Genomic DNA, 20,961 nt, shown 5'->3' on the forward strand with positions numbered 1-20,961 from the left:
TACAATGATTAGTTGCGAAGAGGTTTGTTGTAAAAATAGAAAATGAAACAGATTTTTAGACTTCTTATACTATTCACAGTCTTCGGTATTTTACCAATCATGCTGTGGTCTCAGAATATTATGAATGATACACTTACTTTAAACGCTAAGCAGAAAGCTGTAGTTGCAATTGCAGCACTTACAGCAAAAGGTGATTTGCCGGCATTAAAATCCAGTTTAAGCCAAGGGCTGGAATCAGGGCTTACTGTTAACCAGATCAAGGAGGTATTGATACACATATATGCATACGCTGGATTTCCGCGGAGCATACGTGGGTTGCAAACTTTTATGACTATCCTGGATGAACGAAAAGCCAATGGAATTGTTGATATAGTAGGCATCGACGCCTCACCAATTAATGAAGATAGTAGCAAATATAATCGCGGAAAACAGGTTTTAGAAAACCTAACTGGAGTAACAGATAATTTATCCAAAACAGGATATGCGGCATTTGCGCCAACTATAGAAAAATTTCTCAAAGAACACTTGTTTGCTGATATATTTGAACGTGATATCCTCTCTTATTCAGAAAGGGAACTGGCAACAATATCAGTATTAAGCAGTATTGGAGAAGTTGAGCCAATGCTATATTCTCATTTGAATATTTGCTTAAACGTAGGCCTGAAACCTGGTCAATTACATCAGTTTGTAGGTATAATTAACCAGATAATTGGTGCAAATGAAAGTATTGTAGCTCAAAGAGTATTGGATGAAGTACTAAAAAGTAAAAACTAAAACCTTCTATTACAACTAATTGTTGTGCAAACTTAAAATATGAGACGAATCTTTTTGTATCTGTCATTACCTGTTTGGGTTGTATATGGAGCTTGTAATGATGGGAATCAAAATCGGAATATAGTCCATAAAGAGTTGGGCCTAAGTTTAGTATTTCCAACAGGGGATCTTATTACCAATGATAATTTTACAGGAACGGCATACCTATATTCTCTTGTTGAAGGTGATAGTATTAATGGTAACAGTGTAGGAAATGTCACCTTTGAACCTGGAGCTAGAAGCAAGTGGCACCTACATCCGGCTGGCCAAATACTATTAGCGATTGATGGAGTAGGGTATTATCAGGAGAAAGGAAAAACAAAAGTTATTCTTCGAAAGGGTGTTGCAATTAAATGTCCTCCAAATATATTGCACTGGCATGGCGCAAGCATTGATAGCCCTTTTGTCCAGATTGCTATTACAGGGCGGGAGAAGGGGCCTACTCAATGGTTTGACACTGTTTCAGAAGGTGAATACAACAGTGCGCCTACGCATTAATTTTTTCCTTTAAATATAATTATTGCCTCCTTTGAGTATTAAAAATAATGGGATATGTAAGTGATGTGAAAATTTGAATTGATTTGGACTTCTTAATCTTGTGTATACGCTAATTATCCATGAGGTGCTAATATTGCCTTAATATCTCTCAATTTGCCCCGTTTATCTAAACATTCGTCCGCTTTATCAAAGTAATTATTTGAATAAGTGACAGTATCTTTGCGCCAGCTGGTGCTAAAGTAAAACTAAATCTTCTTACAGTTTATTATTTTAGCAGATTAACATAATTTTGTGAAAAATCCAAACGAGGAAGAGTAATGCAAAAACGATTAATAATGGTTTTTTTAATAGCAGTCTGGTTTTGCCAGCTGTCTGGCCGTTATCTCGTTATGCTCAATTTCTACCTGAATCAGGATTATATCGCCCAAAACCTTTGTGAAAACAGGGATAAGCCACAGATGCACTGCAATGGTAAGTGCCATCTTGCTAAAAAACTGAACGAAGAAGACAAAAAAGACCGGGAAAATCCTGAACGGAAAATGGAAAACAAAAATGAGCTTTTCAATGCACCGGTTTTTGCAATAATAAATCTTTCCATTAATAATTATTCTAATACTGAGATCGATTTTAATTCTCCACGATCAATCGGTTACCCAATAGATCAGCCTTCTGCAGTGTTTCGCCCTCCCATTGCCTAATACACACTTATTTCTTTAGTAATCTTTATTTCAATCGGGACTTACTTCCGTGTTTTTTCGCGTGCACTTCATAACGTGTACCTGCGAATACAAGACGTATTGTGTTTAACAAAAAGATCTGCATACCCGTGCAGGTAAGGAATCCTATTATCTGAACTTTTTTACAATCAATTTTTATGAAAAGAATTTTAACACTGGTTACTATATCTGCCTTATTCCTTGGTTCTTGCAGCAAGGATGATAAGAAAGACAATATTTCCCCGATCGGACAGGCAACTCTGACTTTCGACTCCAGAGTGAATACCGAAGATTTTGCGTTGAATAAAGACTTTACCATTGGTGGTACCAAATATAAATTTACACAACTTCGCTATTGGGTTTCTAATGTTTCCCTGATAAATGATAAAGGCGAAACCTATAATGTTCCTAATTCATATTTCCTGCTGGAAGAAAATAATGCAATCGACGTACAAGGTGGTGCATTCAGCTACCCGGCCAGAAAAAGAGAAGAGGTAACCATTAGCGATATTCCTGCAGGTAACTACAAGGCTGTATCTTTTTCTATAGGTGTGGATGCAGAACATAATGATAATCTCAGCCTTCAGGCTGGTGAATTGTCTCAGCTCAATGGAATGACCAATATTTCCTGGATGTGGCATACCAGCTATATCTTCTCTTCCCTGAAAGGTTCGCGTATCGTTGGTACTGATACTACCGGCATCACCGTTGAAACAGGGCTAAATACCAACTACCGCTCCTTAAAAGTGGACTTGCCCGCAGCTGTTGCCATTGGTGGAAAAACTGCTTCAATTAAGTTTAATGTAGACGTAACTAAGATCATTGAGGGCCTGGACCTGGCTAAAACTCCTGTAATCGGTGCCTCTCAGAAAACTGAAATGACATTGGTTGCAGATAACTACAGTAAGAAAGCAATTTTGGTATCAGGTACTTCGAACAAATAAATGAGGCAATACACTTTCATATTGTATGTGCTCGGCATGCTGATATTTAGCTGTAAGAAAGCCAATATCATCCCGGAGCCACAGGCTTACCGCCTGGAGGTTCCGGCTGATTTTCCTGGAGTTCCGGTATTTGCTGATAATGTGATGAGCCGGCAAGGTGTGGAATTAGGACGAATGCTTTTTTATGATAAACGTTTGTCTGGTAATAACCAGATTTCATGTGCTTCCTGCCATCATCAATCATTGGCTTTTTCAGACGGATTGGCTTTAAGTACACAAGGCTTTTCCGGAAAGCAATTACCAAGATCTGCACCTGCCTTGATGAATCTGGCCTGGGAAAATAATGGCCTCTTTTGGGATGGAGGCTCTACCAACCTGGAATCACAGGCTTTCGGCCCGCTCACCAACGAAGATGAGATGCATCAGAACCTGGAAGAATTGGTGTATGAACTCCAACAAATACCAGCTTATGTTAAAAAATTTAAGGCGGTATTTGGCGATGACATTAAAACAGGATACATAGCTATGGCACTTGCACAGTTTCAACGAACATTGGTTACTGGAAATGCTCCATACGACCGGTACCGCAGAGGTGAACCAGGTGCAGAGATTACAGCCCAACAAAAAATTGGACTGGCTCTCTTTCAGCAACATTGTGCTACCTGCCATGCAGGGGTGCTGTTCACCGATAATGAGTACCACAACAATGGCATAGATGCAGATTTTACGAATGATGCACTGGAAGGACTCTTCCTGGGCCGATTTCGCATAACATATAACCTGGCAGACCTGGGGAAATTTAAAACACCCACCCTTAGAAATATAGCCTTAACAGCACCATATATGCATGATGGTAGATTCAAGGATTTGGCTGCAGTATTGCAACATTACGCAGATGGTGTGAAGAGGTCCGCAACTACAGACGCAAAGCTATATACCAACGGACAACCAGGACTTAGATTATCCAAAGCCGAACAGGAAAATATCATTGCTTTCCTGCAAACGCTTACAGACGATACATTTATTAACAATAGGGCTTTTAGTGAGCCCGCCCTTCCTTAGATAATATTTTTATGAAAAATATTTATGCAATCATTTTTTCCTGTTTTACAGCAGCAACATTTTTTACAAGTTGTTCTAAAGACAAAACAGTTGCACCTTCAGGTGATAATACTGTGAAAACAACATTATCCATTCAGTTTGACAACATTGTGGGGGATAAAAACCTGCAACTTGGAACTGGTACCTACACCAATGCAGTTGGTGAACAGTTTAAAGTAGACTTCCTGAAATATTATATCACCAATATCAAGGTGAAAAATTCAAATGGTGTAGAATACACAGTGCCTAAAGATAGTAGCTATTTCCTGGTGAATGAGGCTGATGGTGCTTCGCAATTTGTGAAAGTGCGCGTGCCGGAAGGGGATTATACTTCCCTTACATTTATCCTTGGTGTGGATAGTCTCACCAGTGTAATGGATGTTAAAAAAAGAACCGGTGTTTTAGACCCTTCTGGTGGAATGGATGAAGGCATGTACTGGGAATGGAATATGGGCTATATCTTCTTTAAAATGGAAGGAACATCCAATGTAGCCCCTGCAGATCCAAGTGGACAGCACAAATTTCGTTATCATATCGGAGGTTTTGGTGGATATAATGCACCAACTATAAATAATATTAAAACAATCACTGTAGATCTTACAACAGCCGGTATTGCCAAGGCAAGAGTTGGAAGAGAGGCAAATATTCATCTGATGGTAGATATCCTTAAGATGTTTAACGGTAAAACTAATGTAAGTATTGCCACTTATCCTACTGTCATGTTTGCTGATTTTAGCGCTACGATTGCTGACAACTACAGCAAGATGTTTACTCACGATCATACAGAAAATTAAATCTCTGCAAATGCGTAAATATTATTGGTGTGTTGCAGCAATGATAGCTTTTTTGATCTGGTCTTGCCAGAAAGATAAAAACCAGGAACCTGCATTTGAAGGATTTGTGCAGCCTGCAGGTTTTCCGGTTCCAACATATAATGTAGCCGGAAACCCTGTTACCAAAGCAGGCTTTGAACTGGGACGTAAATTGTTTTATGAACCCAGGTTATCCAGGAATAATACGATTTCCTGTGGTTCCTGTCATTTACAAACATCCGCATTTACACATCATGGGCATGATATCAGTCATGGGATTGATGATCGTCTGGGGAGCCGTAATGCCCCGCCAATCATGAACCTAGCCTGGAATACAACATTTATGTGGGATGGGGGCATCTTTGACCTTGACCTGCAACCCGTTGCGCCCATTACCAATTTTGTGGAAATGGATGAAAAAGTGAGTAACGTTCTGGAAAAATTACGCAATACTTCTCCATATCCTGAATTATTTAAAAAAGCATTCGGGAGCAGCGATATTACAACCGCCACAATGATGCAGGCCATGTCGCAATTTATGATCATGGTAATCAGTGATCAGGCTAAGTACGACAGCGTAATGCGTGGATTGGCTTCTTTCAGCGAAGATGAAAATAAAGGATATGCCATCTTCCTGCAGAAATGTAATTCCTGTCACAAGGAGCCATTGTTTACCGATCATTCTTTCCGTAATAATGGTATTGGTGCAGGGCCGAATAATGATTCCGGCAGATTTGCTATTACACTGAATCCTAAAGATATGTATGCCTTTAAAGTACCAAGTCTGCGTAACCTTGCTTATACGGCACCTTATATGCACGATGGCAGGTTTTATACACTACAAGGTGTGTTAACGCATTATACCTCTGAGGTAGCAGATATGCCTACATTGGATCCCTTACTGAAGACAAATGGAACACCAGGTATTTCCCTCACCTCACAGGAACAGGCTCAGTTACTGGCATTTCTCAATACACTAAATGATAAGAAATTCATTACTGATACAAGGTTTTCACAGGAGACTCAATAATTAACTAAAAATATTTTGTATGAAACGACTATTGCTACTGGTAACGTTAATGGTTATATGCTGTTATGAAGTTCGTGCGTGTGATATCTGCGGCTGTGGAGTTGGTAGCTATTATATCGGCATTCTGCCAGACTTTAAAAAACGCTTTGTTGGATTAAGATATCAATATAAAACATTGACATCTCATTTAGGTCCGGGTGGTACGACTTCATACCTGACCACAGCAGAAACATACCAAACTGCAGAATTATGGGGAGGCTGGAATATTGGTAAACGATTCAGAGTAATTGGTTTTGTACCAATTAATTTCAATAGCCGCGAAAACCAGGGCAATACTATGAGCAGATCAGGCCTGGGTGATATCGCTGTAGTAGGATACTATCAATTGTTGGACGACCAACACACTGTCGGTAATAAGTTACTGGTACAATCTCTTTGGATAGGGGGAGGATTTAAACTACCTACCGGTAAATATGAACCAGCAGAGCATAAGGAAAATGAAGATGCTCCCAATAACTTCCAATTGGGTACAGCTAGCACGGATTTTACGCTAAATGCCATGTATGATGTTAGGTTGATGGATTTTGGTATAAATGCTAATGTCAGCTATAAAATCAATACGAATAATAAATACGATTATCAATACGGAAACAAATTTACAGCTAATCTGCTGGCTTATTACAAAATCAAGCTTGCAAAAAATTTAACTGTTGCACCTAATGCAGGTATCCTGTATGAAACTGCCGCAAAAGATGTTGAGGCTAAGAAAATTTCGGTGGATATTTCCGGTGGCCATAGCCTAATGGGAACTCTGGGAGCAGAAGCAACTTTTGCCAGCTTTTCTGTTGGAGCTAACTTTCAGCCCGTATTATCCCAGCAGCTGGCTGATATGAGAATTAAAGCCGGCAACAGGGCAATGGTTCATTTTACCTATCTGTTTTAAGAAAAACTTTTGGGAAATCAAAAGTCTCTTCCAATGCAGATGATAGTCTCCATTATACCTGCATTCTATTTTAAACCACCCATTTCCTGAGTCATACTCATATGGAATAGTTTTAATAGCGATTGTACATGAAAACAGTTGAAATACCTGTTTTTTCTCTTGAAAAATCTAATGCGACAACTGATGCATGTTGGTTAGGTGAGATAAATGATTTATTGCGCAACGGGCCGGTAAGACTAGAGTGTCATTTGCTAGTTTTTATTACAAGTGGTAGCCTGAACGTTGTTATAGACGGAACATCAATTTCCTTACAAAAGGGGGAATTGATTTATGTAAGGTCGGGGAGTATTGTCAAAATTACTATAAGTCCTGATGCTGCTGGTACCTGCGTTTGTTTTACGGAAGCATTTATGTTTGGAAAATATGATCGCGTTCTTACCGATTATGCTGTTTTTCAACGATCATATTTCCATGTAGATCAGTACAAAGATAAGCAATATGCCAGGTACGAATCGCTCCTGGTGCTTATGAAAGCGGAGTTTCATGAACAGCAGGCAAATACGGGAAGTGTGTTGCGTTCTTTCTTAAATATTTTACTTTGCAAACTGGATCGTGAAATTCTTGACGATCATAAAATATATCAGCAGCGTATTCCTAAAGAAAAGATAAGGGAGTTTAAATATCTGCTGGAAAAGTACTTTGCAACTCATCGTTCGGCATCGTTCTACGCTTCTAATCTGAATATAACCACTAACTACCTGAATAAGCTTTGTCAAAACCAGGAAGGAATGTCATGCGGGGATATGATAAGGCGTAGAATCATTGTGGAGGCACAACGACTCCTTCGCTATACGGCATTATCTGTAATTGAAATTGCTCAGCAACTGGAGTTTGAAAGTAGTTCCTACTTTATTACATTTTTTAAGAGAAATGTTGGTATTACACCAGAACGGTTCCGAAAAAACAATAAAAAGTAGCTGTATGTCTAATTATCAAATAGGTGAAATAATTACAATCAGGAACCAGCTTTGAATAATTTTCGGATTAGATTAGTACCTATGCTTAAGGCGCATTATGTTGCTCATAGAGATAAATACCGGATCATTCAAAATGATCCGGTATTTTCTTGAATATTGTTTATTTCAAATAGATTAAAATCTTTCTTCCCCTGGAAAATAAGGCTTAAAATATACTTTAATTATTCAAAGAATTTAACGATGCCAGTCTCCAGGTGATACATGCCACCTACTATTTTAATAGCCCCATTATTTACCAATTCAGTGATGATTGGACTTTCTGCGGTTATTTGTTCGATGACATTACGTACATTGTTTTCTGTAACCTTTGTTACAAATGCTGGATTCTTTCCATTTCTGTTTTCTGGTGGTGTTGATGTATCACTATCGATAGCTGGTTTTATCTTATTTAATAACTGGGTGAGTTGGCCCAGGTGCACATCATCGCAAGCACCTTTTATGGCTCCGCATTGCGTGTGGCCTAATACCACAATTATTTTTGTACCTGCCAGCTGTGTACCAAACTCCATGCTGCCTACAATGTCCTGGTTCAGAACATTACCGGCTATACGTATACTGAATATATCTCCCAAACCCTGATCAAAGATAAGTTCCACAGAGGTACGTGAATCCATACAACTAAGGACGGTTGCAAAAGGATATTGTCCATCTCTGGTGGCATTCACCTGGCTTAATAAATCCCTGTTTGCTCTCAGGTTATTTACAAATCTTGAATTGCCTTCTTTAAGATATTGAAGCGCCGTAGCTGGTGTAACGTTACTTTGGGCTTCTTTGGAATGCTTATACATATATTATGGTTTGAAAGTAAAAAACGAGATGTCAAAAAGCTGTACCTCTTCTTTAAAATGTAAAGATATTGAACTATTTTAAATGATAGTAATACTATTATTTTTTAAAGTAAGGTTATAAATCAGGAAGGGTCTGCTATTAATTTGTATTTTTACCTATTAATGCATTAACGTATGGAGCTGCAGTTACAGATAAAAATGAATCCCAAGCTTTACCTGAGAGATCCGGATGGCACCGATCTTGGACGTAATATTATTAAGCATGGAATACAATTGATTCACGATATTGGTTTTGAAGACTTTACTTTTAAAAAGCTGGCAATTGAAATTGGAACTACTGAGGCCAGCATCTATCGCTATTTTGAAAATAAACACCGGTTACTAACTTATATCACTACCTGGTTCTGGACATGGTTGGAGTACCAGTTAATATTTCATACAAATAATCTTAAACATCCAAAAGAAAAAATAGATATCATTATAAGGCTGCTAACCTTTCAGGTGCAGGACAAATTTATAGTGGAGTATATAAATAAAAGTACTTTGCATGCAATTGTGATATGTGAAGGAGATAAATCATACCTTACCAAACAGGTGACTGCTGATAATAAGTCGATGTTATTTAAGCCATACAAAGATCTTTGTCACCGTATTGCGGAGATTTTTCTGGAACTAAACCCGGATTTTCCATTTTCACATTCACTGGCAAGCACCTTAATTGAAACGGCTCACAGACAATTGTACTTTAAAGAACACCTTCCAAGTCTTACAGATTTTGGCAAATCCAAGGAAGTAAAACCTTTATTCAGTTTTTTACAGCACCTGATTTTTACAGCATTGAATAAATGATTAATAAAAACAGCTCTTTCACAATGTAAAATGGGTCTTTCGATTTCACAAATCGGGAAGAGTTACCAAGCAGTATTTAGATTGTGTTTAAATCTGTATTCACAGAAATTAAAGAGCACAAGTAGACATCACTATCTAAATATCCATTGTATATATTTGCTTCTTATATCGGCCCGGCGACATTCCTGTTACTTTCTTAAATATCTTGGAGAAGTAAAATACATTCTCAAAACCGGTTTGGTTAGCAATTTCGGCAAAGGTCATTTGTGTTGTTACCATTAGATATTGGGCCCGCTCAATTCTTTTTTCCTGTATATATTTTGCAGGTCTTTCTCCGGTATGTTGAAAAAAGAGGCGTGAAAAATAATCTGTATGCAGATTTGCTCTTTGCGCCAGAAAATTTACAGTAAGCTCATGCTGGAGGTTTAATTGAATATAACTGATTGAATTCAGGATTTTTGCAGGTATCTGGAGTGTCTCAGATCTGAATATTTCTTGTGTTAGAAAGCGTGAAACTAGCTGAAGAAGAATGCCATGCGTTTCTGTAAAAGTCGACATATTCTGCCGGTTATTTAATTCCTGATATGCTTTATAAAAAGTGTTTTTTTCATACACCTTAGGATTGTCGGAACCATTAATACCTCTGCCGGGGTTTATTTCCAAAAGGCGTTTGAAATTAAGTATATCGATGTCTGTCGCTTTTACCTTCAGCATTGATCTGTTATGCTCGAATAGAGATATGCCATCAGACGACTCCTCAAAGAATTGCACAAAATACTGGCTAAGATAGTTGGAACATAGAAGGTTGCATAGCGTGAAGCTGGGGATTATATATAAAAATCCGGGTTCTAGTATTATCCTGTCTGTTGTATTAAATATTTCTCCTTCACCTGCATCTATATAATATATCCTGAAATATGGGCTGATCACGTTTTTGTAATTCCATTGAGAATTGAGTTTAACGTAGTCAATATTTAGTAAAGCGAAAGTATGTTTTAGTACTCTTTTGATCATATTATAAATATCTGAGACGATTTACATGCTGATACCTTATACACTAGTCTGATATCATTTTTAAGGTTGATTTTGATCCTCTTATTTTTCGGCTTCAGGAAGTTAATATAAAAGAAAAAGGCGGATTTGTATAAAAAAAAGTCCTATTTGACCAAATGTATCGTAGTTATTTCGAAGTAAGTTTGACCTAACAATAATGGACACCCGTTTGAGGGTTATGATCAACACATAAATTAAATTCCATGAAAAGAAGAACGTTGATAAAAGGCCTGGCCACTGGGCTCTCATCTTTATACTTGCCTAAAACTTACGCACACAGTTTGCTTACTCAAGCAATTCCACGTATGGCTCCAGGGCCATTTAAGCCAACCTGGGATTCATTGGGGCAATACCAGGTACCTGACTGGTTTAGGGATGCAAAATTTGGCATATGGGCGCATTGGGGCCCTCAATGTCAGCCCGAACGCGGCGACTGGTATGCTCGCGGAATGTATCAGGAAGGCGGTGATCAGTATAATTATCATATCCAGAAATATGGGCATCCTTCTAAATTTGGGTTTAAGGATGTAATCAACGACTGGAAGGCCGAAAATTGGCATCCTGAAGAATTATTAACCCTATACAAGAAAGCTGGTGCAAAGTATTTTATGGCCCTAGCTAATCACCACGATAATTTTGACCTCTACGATAGTAAATATCATCGATGGAATTCTACAAAACTGGGCCCTAAAAAAGATCTCATCGCTGGTTGGGAGAAAGCTGCCAAAAAACATGGTTTGTATTTTGGTGTTACTGTTCATGCTTCCCATGCCTGGACGTGGTATGAGGTGGCACAACGGTCAGATAAAAACGGGCCTATGGCCGGTATCCCTTATGATGGAAAACTGACAACAGCAGATGGTAATAATACATGGTGGGATGGTTATGATCCGCAGGAATTATATGCCCAAAACCATGTACTGAGTAAGGATAGTTTGAATGATAATAGCATGGGAGGGTATTGGGACTGGGGAAATGGTGCAAATGTTCCTGATAACGCCTATTGTGATAAATTCTTAAACCGGACAATTGATCTCATAGATAAATACAAACCCGATCTCGTTTATTTTGATGATAACGCATTACCACTGTGGCCTGTAAGCGATGCTGGGCTGAAAATAGCTGCACATCTCTATAACACCAGTATCAAAAAACATGGAAAATTACAGGCTGCTCTTTTTGGAAAAATGTTGAATGAACAGCAACGTAAATGTATGATATGGGATATAGAACGTGGGCAAAGCAACCAGATAGAACCTTTCCCTTGGCAAACCGATACCTGTATTGGTAATTGGCATTATGATCGCCGTGTTTTTGAAAACAAAAGCTATAAAAGTGCCAAAACTATAATACACACACTGGTCGATATTGTAAGTAAAAATGGTAATCTTCTGTTGAATATTCCGTTACGTGGAGATGGAAGTATCGACAGTGAAGAACGCGCAGTTGTAGAACAAGTTGCTGCCTGGATGCAGGTTAACAGCGAAGCAATTTATAGTACAAGACCATGGAAAGTATTCGGAGAAGGACCAGCTACTGAATCAGTGACTGCTTTGAGCGCTCATGGCTTTAATGAGGGTAAAGGCAAGCCATATGTGGCTGAAGATATTCGTTTTACTACCAAAGGGAAAACGCTTTATGCTACCCTGCTGGGATGGCCGGAAAAAAATACTATTACAGTGCAGTCGCTGGCAACTAATAATCAGGTAGGAAAAGTTAGCCGGGTAAGCCTCCTGGGAAACCATCATCTGCAATTTCAACAAACATCTGAAGGCTTAAAGGTACAATTACCTGAAGCTGCTCCATGTAAAGAGGCTTTTGTATTAAAGATTGAAGGAGCAATTGTTTAAGTGTAAGAACATGCTTTGCGGTTAAAAAATTGTGCGAAATTTAGCGCTACCTGATTTCATTATCCCCGTAGGATTTGATAAAGATATGAAGAACGGTGGCTCGATTAATGTCGGGTTTACTTTCCTTTTTTTATAAATTTATATAAAGTCATGAAAAAGCATTGTCTGGCCCTTGACCTAAAAAATGACCCTCAATTGATTGCGGAATATGAAAATTGGCACAAATCAGAAAATGGTTGGCCTGAGATAAGGAAGAGTATTGTTGATGCCGGGATTATAGAAATGGAAATTTACAGGACTGGGAATCGTCTGATGATGATTATGGTAACGGATGAAACATATAATGAATCTGCTAAAGCTGCATCAGATGCGGCCAATCCGAAAGTTGGGGAATGGGAACAACTAATGTGGCGATTTCAGCAACCATTACCATGGGCAAAAGAAGGAGAGAAGTGGGTGGAGATGAAACAAATCTTTCAACTATAAAAAATAATATGAAAACAATAGTTTGTGAAAGGCCTGGAATACTATCTCTTTTACACACAGAAAAGCAAAAGCCTGAAGAAGGGTACGTTCAAATTAGAATTCGCCGGATTGGAGTTTGTGGAACGGATCTTCACGCCTATGAAGGCACACAACCCTATTTTAATTATCCACGGATTTTAGGACATGAACTTTCCGGTGAATTAGTAGACACTAACGGAGCTGAAGGTTTTTCAACAGGTGACATAGTGACATTTATTCCCTATTTCAGTTGCGGTGTTTGTATTGCATGTAAGAGCGGAAAAAGTAATTGCTGTGTTAAAATCAATGTTTGTGGAGTGCACATTGATGGGGGGATGACAGAGTATCTTAATGTACCAGCTTCTTCACTGGTACATGGCAATGGCCTTGGATATGATGAACTTGCGTTGGTAGAACCCTTAGCTATTGGAGCACATAGTATCAGGAGAGCGGATGTAAAGCCAGGTGAATATGTGGTAGTTATTGGTGCTGGCCCTATTGGATTGGGAATTATGGAATTTGCACGTATTGCAGGAGGGAAAGTTATTGCTGTTGATGTTAATGCAAACAGATTGGCATTTTGTAAAGAAGTATTGAAAGTTGATCATGTTATTAATGCATCCGTCGAAAACGTAGTGGAACAATTGGCATCTATCACGAGTGGAGATATGCCCACAATAGTTATTGATGCTACCGGTAATCTGAGTGCCATTAATAACAGTTTTGAATATATTGCTCATGGTGGCAGATATATACTCGTTGGCCTGCAAAAAGCGAATATTAGCTTTAGCCATCCGGAATTTCACAAACGTGAAGCTACCTTAATGAGCAGCCGTAATGCCACACAGCAGGATTTTGAATACGTTATTACATCTATCAAAAATGGTCAAGTAAAGCCTTCTAATTATATCACTCATCGTATTGCATTTGAAGAGATTACAGAAGAATTTAAAAATTTGTTAGACCCGTCAAATAATGTGATTAAGGCGGTAATTGAATTGACTTAACTATTAAAGTGTTTTGGATAGAAAAGGTAACCCTATTATTAGGTGTAATATAGCAGTAAGAAGTCAATATTCTGGCTGCATGCGTGCCCTATTGTTGATTGGTGGAACTGAATAATTTGTTATGTTTTAGTTACTTTATTTATTACTTTTAATATAACCTTTATTTCAGTTCTATGAGAACAGTTTTTCACATAGCAACCTGTATACTTTTGTTTGTATGTCGACCTGCCGTTGCCCAATCTGTTAATAATAAAGGCGATCTGTTATATCTTAAATTGCAAACTTTGAATAATAGTGATTTTTCTGTTTATGCAGATTATTTTGCATCCAGATTATTACCTCCCGGATCGAAATTTATTTTACCGGGTACAGTAGGCGAATCCTATGCTATATACGAATTTGCACTTGACGGATACCAGGAATTAAGAGAAAATTACAGCAGGAAACTGATACCTGATAGCATTTACCAGTTATATGCAACTACCAATGAAATTAACGGGGTAGATACTACCAATTATTTGCCTTATCCAATCAGACACCGAATACATATTTTACTTTATTCCCTGCCAACAGGACATTATCAGTTGATTCCTGATACAAATAATAATGATGATTTCAGTGATGATGAAATTTATAACCTGAGCAAGGACGATTTCAAGGATGGTAGCTTTAAAATAAAAAACGTTAGATTTTATAATATTGAATATGCTCAGCACAAGCAGTTGTTTAAGCTGGGCCATACTTTTAACATCAATCTTAAAGCGAAAGAGATCTCCGATGGTGAAATAACTCTGGAAGATCTGAAAGTTTCGAGTATTGAAAACCCTGCAGTGCAATTTGGATACTTCGCGGTTGGTCAGAATAAGTATTATGTATTGTTGTTTATTAATTCTGTATGGATGGATATTAATTATAAAGCCAATCCGAATATTCTAATATTTGAAAATAACCTGCCTGCAAATTTAAATGGAATAAACGGTACCGCTTTTTTTAACCGGCTCAAAGACACCATTTATACTACTTCTGCACTTTTTAATGTTGCTTATTGTTCTTTGCTCGGCGATTCTCTTGTGCTCAAATATCTTGGACCAAATCATCAGCTCTTGGGTGCTGGTATTGGTCTCAAAGTTCCACGGATGAATTCTTACGATTATATCAATAAAACAAAGGCAGTCGTAAATGATTCAATAAAAGGACATTACGCAGTACTCGATTTCTGGGGCAGCTGGTGTGGGCCTTGTATTAAAGGGTTGCCGGACTTTAGGAAAGTTTTTACCAGGTATGCTCCAAAGGGTGTTAAATTCGTATCTATTGCGGTAGATGAACCGGCAAATGTTCCATTATTAAAGAAAATTATTGCTAGAGAAAATCTCACCTGGATGCACTTCCTGGAGGATCGTGGAGATGCACTTCATAATCTGACCCAATTACTCCGGATAGATGCTTTCCCTTACTATATTGTTATTGATCCAAATGGCACCATTGTATACAGAAATTCAGGAAATTCCAATTCTATAAATGAATTGGAGGCTTATTTGGAAAGAAATGTCATTTATTGACGTTTACAGATTAAAGCAATAGTGGTCCTGACCAGCTGTTCTGTGGGAAAATTATTTTTGTGAATTGATATGAGCTTCAAGTAAATCAATAATCCTGGTATCGATTCCCGGATTAAATTTCCAGCAGTAAATAAACCTGTTCGATAAAATCGAAAACCATGCTTAACTTATCATCTACTGGGTTTAGTATACAGATAAAATATTGGGTAGAATAGTAAGGGCCATCCCCGTTTAATTCCCTGATAGTACGAGTATTTTTTCATACATTTAGATTAGTTTGGAAGTTCCAATATATTTTACTCCTCTAGTTATTCGACGTTTGTTTAAATGATTTTCCCCAATTGCAATTATCAGAATCGGAAATAGTTGTAATTATGACTAAAATCTTGATCAAATGAAGTATTCATTAGAATCCTGTTGTAAAACAAATTAATTGGCCTCCTCCTTTCCTGTAGATAATTTTATCTTATTATACTTAAATAAGTTTTCAATTCAAAAATTACCTAAAAACTTTTGAGCAAATAATATGCAAGAACAAAAAGGAAAATATGATGGCTTACAGAATGATGAGCTGGGAATAAAGATTCGCTCAAACAACAATCCTTATCTTTCTGTTGATAGTCAAAAAAAACATCTTCAGCCTTTCAGATTATCTTCTTATTTTATTGTATTAGTTGAAAGTGGATCAATTACCTACAATTTAGACTCACAAGATTTTACCCTTACTGACGGACACTTACTTTTTGCAATGCCGAATCAATTTTTTTCACCACCCGCTAAAACGGACGATCTTAAATATTTTAAGTTGCTGTTTGATGAAAATACAGTGGCATTATTGCCTCAGCAATTTCCATTTTTGGTCAACCCGTTAAACATGCCGGTTATTGTTCTTGACGGAACTGCAAAAGAAAGAGTCATAAAAGTTTTTGGAATTTTAAATCAGATTCTTTACTTAGATGAATGTCAGACCGACACAGAAATAGTATTAGCGTATTTGAACTTATTGCTATCAGAATTAAATAGTGCTTATTTCAAAAAAAATGAGTCCATCAATATTTTAAATGCTAACCTTTCAAAGTTTATCGAGTTCAAATTAGTCGTGGAAACTCACCTTACAGAGCAACCTTCTATCAACGAAATTGCGGAAAAATTAGCTATATCCACAAATAGTTTATATCGGATTGTGAAAGAATATTCCGGAACATCGCCAAAGGATTATTTTATTAACCGTTTGATAGCTGAAGCTCAGAGAAAGTTGCGTTATTCAAATATTTCAATCAAAGAATTGGCCTATGAATTAGGTTTTAATGACCCTGATTATTTTTCAAGACTCTTCAAAAAAAGTACTGGAAAAAGTGCAAGTGATTTTTTACCCAAGCAAGATTTGTCGGGGAAATAAAATGAATTGTCCATTTCCACTATTTTTTAGCCCTCTACTTTTGCTATATAAAATTCATATAGAATGAAAATTGCATTAGTAACAGGAGCTAACAAAAGCATTGGCTTTGAAGTTGCTCAACAACTAGCTCAAAAAGGAATTTTTGTTTATCTCGGGAGTCGAAATTTAGAAAATGGTCTTGAAGCCGTTGATAAATTAAAAGCGATGGGATTACACAATGTAGAAGTTATTCAGCTTGATATTACAGATAATGATTCAGTAGTTAATGCCCGTAAAGAAATAGGTGAAAAAACAAAAGTCCTGGATATACTTATTAATAATGCAGGGATTTTTGGTGGCTACCCACAAACGGCACTTAATGCAACTATCGACCAGTTTAAAGCAACTTTTGATGCAAATGTTTACGGTGTAGTACGAGTTACACAGGCATTTATTGATTTACTGCAAAAGTCGTCGGAACCCCGTATTGTAAATGTAAGTTCTAGTCAAGGTTCCATTTCCTTGCACAGCACCCCAACATATAAATACTACGACTATAAAGGCGCTGTATATCTTTCTTCAAAATCGGCCTTGAATATGTATACTGTTGTTTTGGCATACGAGTTGAAAAATACCAACTTCAAAATAAATGCCGTTTGCCCAGGGTATACACAAACAGATTTCAATGGACATAGAGGATCAGGAACAGTTAATGATGCCGGAAAACGGATAGTGAAATATGCATTAATTGACAATGATGGCCCAACAGGAAAGTTTTTTAGTGAAGAAAATAATCGTGAAACAGGAGAAATACCATGGTAATGAAGAGTAAGCATTAGAACCCAATGGATTTAATTGCTGGTAAATGGACGATGTTTATTATTAACTATCAATAAAAAAAGCCTTACAACTCAATGCTGTAAGGCTTTTCTAATTTTTTATAACTACCAACACATTTTAATGTCAATGCTCCCATCCTCGATGATAGTATTTTCAGAAAAAAACGTTTTCTCCATTCACTGTTTCCTGTTTCTTGAAAAAATTTTCCAACCAGGAGGATTTTATTGAATTATTTGCTTTCAATGTACAATTCCTTTTACATTGAAAGCTCAACATAATAAATACATATGCCGCGCATATCTGTATAAATTTAAATAAACTTAATACCAATTAACTGAACATATTTCTATTATGAATTGTTATGCACCTGCTGTAGCATTTTGTTACAACAAAAGGTGGCAATTACAATAAAAGCTGGCAATAACATTTACCTAGAGAAACTCCAATTCGGAAGTACTGAAATGAATTCGCCATACTATCAAACAAAAATTTTAAATAAAAAAATTGATACTATCGATTAGTTAACAGCGCACCTCAAAATATCAATTAAATAAATAACGGAATAGCCGAACACCGGATCAAAAAGTAGGCACATTTAAAAAACCATGAAATATTCAATAATCATTCCTAAGCTATTATTAGCTGTATTTTTGATCTCCTGCAATGCCAAAACCAATACCCATACCAACCAAAAGCTGGAGCCAGGGTATACAGGAGATGACCTTAGTGCAAATGCAAGTATTATTTGGGATAGAGATACCAAACAAACCAAATTTGTTTCTACACTTCAAGGGGAGTGGACATTGTATGGAGGCCAATCTGTTGACTCCATTAATTTCACGAATCCGCTTATTACGGGTAATGGTTCAGGTGAGTTTCCACTCACAATCCCAAATGATAAAAGATACTATTTTGAACTCATTACTCCGACGGGTACAGCGCTTCTTGCTGAAAGGCTTTTACCTATGGCAGGAGCCTACAATCTCCGTGATTTGGGAGGATACAAAACTAAAGACAGTAGTCGCTATGTAAAATGGGGCAAAATATTTCGTTCCGATGATTTATCAACTTTGACGGATACAGATTTAAATTACCTCTCCTCCATTCCATTGACATGCCTCGTTGATTTCCGTACATCGATTGAAATAAAAGTTGCGGAAGATAAAAGACCGAAATCGCTTAAAAGTATTATTTTTTGTCCCATTGCACCAGGTAATTTGGGAATAAATGATTCTTCAAGTGCTAAACAGGTAGATGAGGCAATGATAAAATTGTATGAGTTTTTGGTAAGCGATTCTGCTAGTATCTACAAATATCGCAAGATGCTTGCACAACTTCAGCCTCCTTTTTCCGACAGACAACTGCTCTTCCACTGTACTGCGGGAAAAGATAGGACAGGCATGGCTGCCGCATTTATATTATTTGCTCTTGGAGTAGATGAAAAGACTATTATGAATGATTTCCTGATGTCCAATGATGATTTAAAAGAGAAATATGCCAAAGATATCCAGGATCATCCCAATTTGTCTGGTTTGTTTACAGTAAAAAAAGAATATTTAGAATCAGCTCTCAATAGGATCAGAAAGGATAATGGAACAATAGAAAACTTTCTGGAAAAAAAATTGAATGTGGATATTAATACATTTAGGGATAAGTATCTGTATCACTGAGTAATAAAGTAATTTGAAATCTAAGAAAAGATACCCAAAATATACTGATTCGGTTTTATTTAAATTATTCGCATCTTATTAAATCACATATTTACTACCAATAAAAAAGCCTTACAACTCAATGCTGTAAGGCTTTCTTTAATTTTTTTCAACTACCACCATCTTTTGATATAAATCTCCCCATTATTCATGATGGTGTTTTCTGTGAAGAATCTTTTCTTCATCCATTGTTTCCTGTTTTTTGAAACAACTTTCCAGCTGGGAGGATTTTTAAACCTAATAGGTTGATCTTTATCCCCACAATAAATCATGCAACTAATAGGACTATCTGAGCAATTATGCCAAAATGTAGGATGCCATGGACACCATGAACATACTGAATACATTTCTTTTAGGACCAGGTTGTAAGTCCTGCGATGGTCGGTAATTTCAAGAATTTTCTTTTTTTTCACTTGTAAACACATTTAGTGCTACAAGGCGTCAAGAAGTTTTTTCATGATAAGTAGGGTTTAAAATTTAACAGCGGTTAGAACTTTTAGAAATTATAATTCAAGTACGTAGTATAACACATCATCATTTGTGCCATCAAGCCATTCTGCAGGTTCACGATAACTAAACTGAAAGCCTGCACGTTGATTAGCTGCTTTAGAAATTGTATTGTTGGCCCGGTGACTAACTGTTAATCTCTTAAGGTTTAACCCGTAAGCAAATTCTAGTCTTACTTTGTAAAAAAGAGAAGCCAGCCCTTTTCCTCTGAATTCCTTCCGTATATAGGACTGACCAAGAAATGCTTCTTGCTCATTTAATAAAAGAATACTAGTCATTCCAATTATAGTATCATTTTCATACAGGCCAAACACTGATCTGGGAGAAACAACTCGCTCTTGCCATTGTGCATCACTAAGGTCTTCCTCCGCAGGAGTGGAACACCGAAACATTGAAGGTTCAGTTCTAATAGCTTCTAAACGTATAGCTTTATATAGTTGTGCTTCATTTGGATTGAGTTGGCGAATACTATAGGTGCCGGATTTTACTTGGGATTGAAAATGGTCCATAATCTCTAAGTTAGACTAATTTCTGTTAATATATAGTCGATTAAATACTGCGATATCTTTTCGGTAAGAGCGATTGTTGGGGCACTGTGTCTTCGGTACCAAGAATCAGATTAATGTTCCTATCCTTGGTTTTAAACGGAGATATTACTAATATATCGAAATCAACTCATTGATTAAGAATGGTTCTATCTAGTTTGGCATACTGAAACAACCGTTCGACTAGAACCGATAATGAAGGAGGGCTTATTATTTGTAAAGAAGTGTAAAGGAGTAATAAAGTTACTCAAATACTTACTCACTACATTACTCGGCCAATACATTGAAATTCGATGAAATAAATTGATATGCAGGAAAAATGAAAAATCCTGTCTCTACTTAGTAGAGACGGGATTTTCGGCCTATTTCGTAATTTTTCATTACAAAAAAAATCGGCTAAAAGTCGGGACGACAATACGACGCCCTGATATCGTAAATTATTTGATCTCAATGTGTTATTAAAAGAGCTTCGAATCTA

20 protein-coding genes are annotated in these 20,961 nt (G+C 37.1%); 17 read left to right on the forward strand and 3 right to left on the reverse strand.

Going from position 1 to position 20,961, the window contains the following annotated elements; genetic code table 11:
• Nucleotides 1-42 precede the first annotated feature (42 nt).
• The 9 genes from DVR12_RS02830 (at nucleotide 43) to DVR12_RS02870 (ending at nucleotide 7,834) form a co-directional block, all read left to right on the forward strand.
• Nucleotides 43-774: a carboxymuconolactone decarboxylase family protein gene (locus tag DVR12_RS02830; protein ID WP_116973928.1), complete on the forward strand. Its 732-nt coding sequence runs from the start codon at nucleotides 43-45 to the stop codon at nucleotides 772-774.
• Nucleotides 775-813: 39 nt separating this feature from the next.
• Nucleotides 814-1,311: a cupin domain-containing protein gene (locus DVR12_RS02835; RefSeq protein ID WP_116973929.1), complete on the forward strand. Its 498-nt coding sequence runs from the start codon at nucleotides 814-816 to the stop codon at nucleotides 1,309-1,311.
• A gap of 335 nt (nucleotides 1,312-1,646) precedes the next feature.
• Complete coding sequence (locus DVR12_RS02840) at nucleotides 1,647-2,009, forward strand: hypothetical protein (RefSeq protein ID WP_116973930.1); 363 nt, start codon at nucleotides 1,647-1,649, stop codon at nucleotides 2,007-2,009.
• Nucleotides 2,010-2,185: 176 nt separating this feature from the next.
• The gene (locus DVR12_RS02845) at nucleotides 2,186-2,971 is read left to right on the forward strand and encodes an MbnP family protein (RefSeq protein WP_116973931.1); all 786 of its coding nucleotides are present in this window, start codon (nucleotides 2,186-2,188) and stop codon (nucleotides 2,969-2,971) included.
• Nucleotides 2,972-4,033 carry a cytochrome-c peroxidase gene (locus tag DVR12_RS02850; protein ID WP_116973932.1) on the forward strand — a complete coding sequence of 354 codons (1,062 nt, stop codon included), beginning with the start codon at nucleotides 2,972-2,974 and terminating at the stop codon, nucleotides 4,031-4,033.
• 11 nt (nucleotides 4,034-4,044) lie between these two features.
• Nucleotides 4,045-4,866 (forward strand): MbnP family protein, encoded by an 822-nt coding sequence (locus tag DVR12_RS02855; protein ID WP_116973933.1) that lies wholly within the window; start codon nucleotides 4,045-4,047, stop codon nucleotides 4,864-4,866.
• Nucleotides 4,867-4,876: 10 nt separating this feature from the next.
• Nucleotides 4,877-5,914 carry a cytochrome-c peroxidase gene (locus tag DVR12_RS02860; protein ID WP_116973934.1) on the forward strand — a complete coding sequence of 346 codons (1,038 nt, stop codon included), beginning with the start codon at nucleotides 4,877-4,879 and terminating at the stop codon, nucleotides 5,912-5,914.
• 19 nt (nucleotides 5,915-5,933) lie between these two features.
• Nucleotides 5,934-6,857, forward strand: coding sequence for a transporter (locus tag DVR12_RS02865; protein ID WP_116973935.1), 924 nt, complete (start codon nucleotides 5,934-5,936; stop codon nucleotides 6,855-6,857).
• 128 nt (nucleotides 6,858-6,985) lie between these two features.
• A complete protein-coding gene (locus DVR12_RS02870; protein ID WP_116973936.1) occupies nucleotides 6,986-7,834 on the forward strand; it encodes a helix-turn-helix domain-containing protein in 849 nt (282 codons plus the stop codon).
• A 221-nt stretch (nucleotides 7,835-8,055) separates the two neighbouring features.
• On the opposite strand, the gene DVR12_RS02875 is transcribed toward DVR12_RS02870, so the two are convergent.
• Nucleotides 8,056-8,682 (reverse strand): carbonic anhydrase family protein, encoded by a 627-nt coding sequence (locus DVR12_RS02875; RefSeq protein WP_116973937.1) that lies wholly within the window; start codon nucleotides 8,680-8,682, stop codon nucleotides 8,056-8,058.
• 174 nt (nucleotides 8,683-8,856) lie between these two features.
• On the opposite strand from DVR12_RS02875, the gene DVR12_RS02880 reads away from it, so the two are divergent.
• The gene (locus tag DVR12_RS02880) at nucleotides 8,857-9,531 is read left to right on the forward strand and encodes a TetR/AcrR family transcriptional regulator (RefSeq protein WP_116973938.1); all 675 of its coding nucleotides are present in this window, start codon (nucleotides 8,857-8,859) and stop codon (nucleotides 9,529-9,531) included.
• A 135-nt stretch (nucleotides 9,532-9,666) separates the two neighbouring features.
• On the opposite strand, the gene DVR12_RS02885 is transcribed toward DVR12_RS02880, so the two are convergent.
• Complete coding sequence (locus DVR12_RS02885; protein WP_116973939.1) at nucleotides 9,667-10,545, reverse strand: helix-turn-helix domain-containing protein; 879 nt, start codon at nucleotides 10,543-10,545, stop codon at nucleotides 9,667-9,669.
• Between the two features lie 242 nt (nucleotides 10,546-10,787).
• On the opposite strand from DVR12_RS02885, the gene DVR12_RS02890 reads away from it, so the two are divergent.
• From DVR12_RS02890 to DVR12_RS02920, 7 genes are all read left to right on the forward strand, one after another.
• A complete protein-coding gene (locus tag DVR12_RS02890; protein ID WP_116973940.1) occupies nucleotides 10,788-12,434 on the forward strand; it encodes an alpha-L-fucosidase in 1,647 nt (548 codons plus the stop codon).
• A 150-nt stretch (nucleotides 12,435-12,584) separates the two neighbouring features.
• Nucleotides 12,585-12,920 (forward strand): L-rhamnose mutarotase, encoded by a 336-nt coding sequence (locus DVR12_RS02895; RefSeq protein ID WP_116973941.1) that lies wholly within the window; start codon nucleotides 12,585-12,587, stop codon nucleotides 12,918-12,920.
• 8 nt (nucleotides 12,921-12,928) lie between these two features.
• Nucleotides 12,929-13,945, forward strand: coding sequence for a zinc-binding alcohol dehydrogenase family protein (locus DVR12_RS02900; protein WP_116974242.1), 1,017 nt, complete (start codon nucleotides 12,929-12,931; stop codon nucleotides 13,943-13,945).
• Nucleotides 13,946-14,118: 173 nt separating this feature from the next.
• On the forward strand, nucleotides 14,119-15,504 hold the full coding sequence (locus tag DVR12_RS02905; protein WP_116973942.1) for a TlpA family protein disulfide reductase: 1,386 nt from the start codon (nucleotides 14,119-14,121) through the stop codon (nucleotides 15,502-15,504).
• Nucleotides 15,505-16,030: 526 nt separating this feature from the next.
• Nucleotides 16,031-16,903 carry a helix-turn-helix domain-containing protein gene (locus DVR12_RS02910; RefSeq protein ID WP_116973943.1) on the forward strand — a complete coding sequence of 291 codons (873 nt, stop codon included), beginning with the start codon at nucleotides 16,031-16,033 and terminating at the stop codon, nucleotides 16,901-16,903.
• A 63-nt stretch (nucleotides 16,904-16,966) separates the two neighbouring features.
• Nucleotides 16,967-17,704: an SDR family oxidoreductase gene (locus DVR12_RS02915; RefSeq protein WP_116973944.1), complete on the forward strand. Its 738-nt coding sequence runs from the start codon at nucleotides 16,967-16,969 to the stop codon at nucleotides 17,702-17,704.
• Nucleotides 17,705-18,327: 623 nt separating this feature from the next.
• Entirely contained in the window at nucleotides 18,328-19,392 is a 1,065-nt protein-coding gene (locus DVR12_RS02920) for a tyrosine-protein phosphatase (RefSeq protein WP_116973945.1), read from the forward strand.
• A 542-nt stretch (nucleotides 19,393-19,934) separates the two neighbouring features.
• Here DVR12_RS02920 and DVR12_RS02930 read toward each other — a convergent pair.
• Entirely contained in the window at nucleotides 19,935-20,447 is a 513-nt protein-coding gene (locus DVR12_RS02930; RefSeq protein WP_116973947.1) for a GNAT family N-acetyltransferase, read from the reverse strand.
• Nucleotides 20,448-20,961 lie beyond the last annotated feature (514 nt).

It is taken from the genome of Chitinophaga silvatica (genome assembly GCF_003419895.1).
Classification (GTDB): domain Bacteria; phylum Bacteroidota; class Bacteroidia; order Chitinophagales; family Chitinophagaceae; genus Chitinophaga; species Chitinophaga silvatica.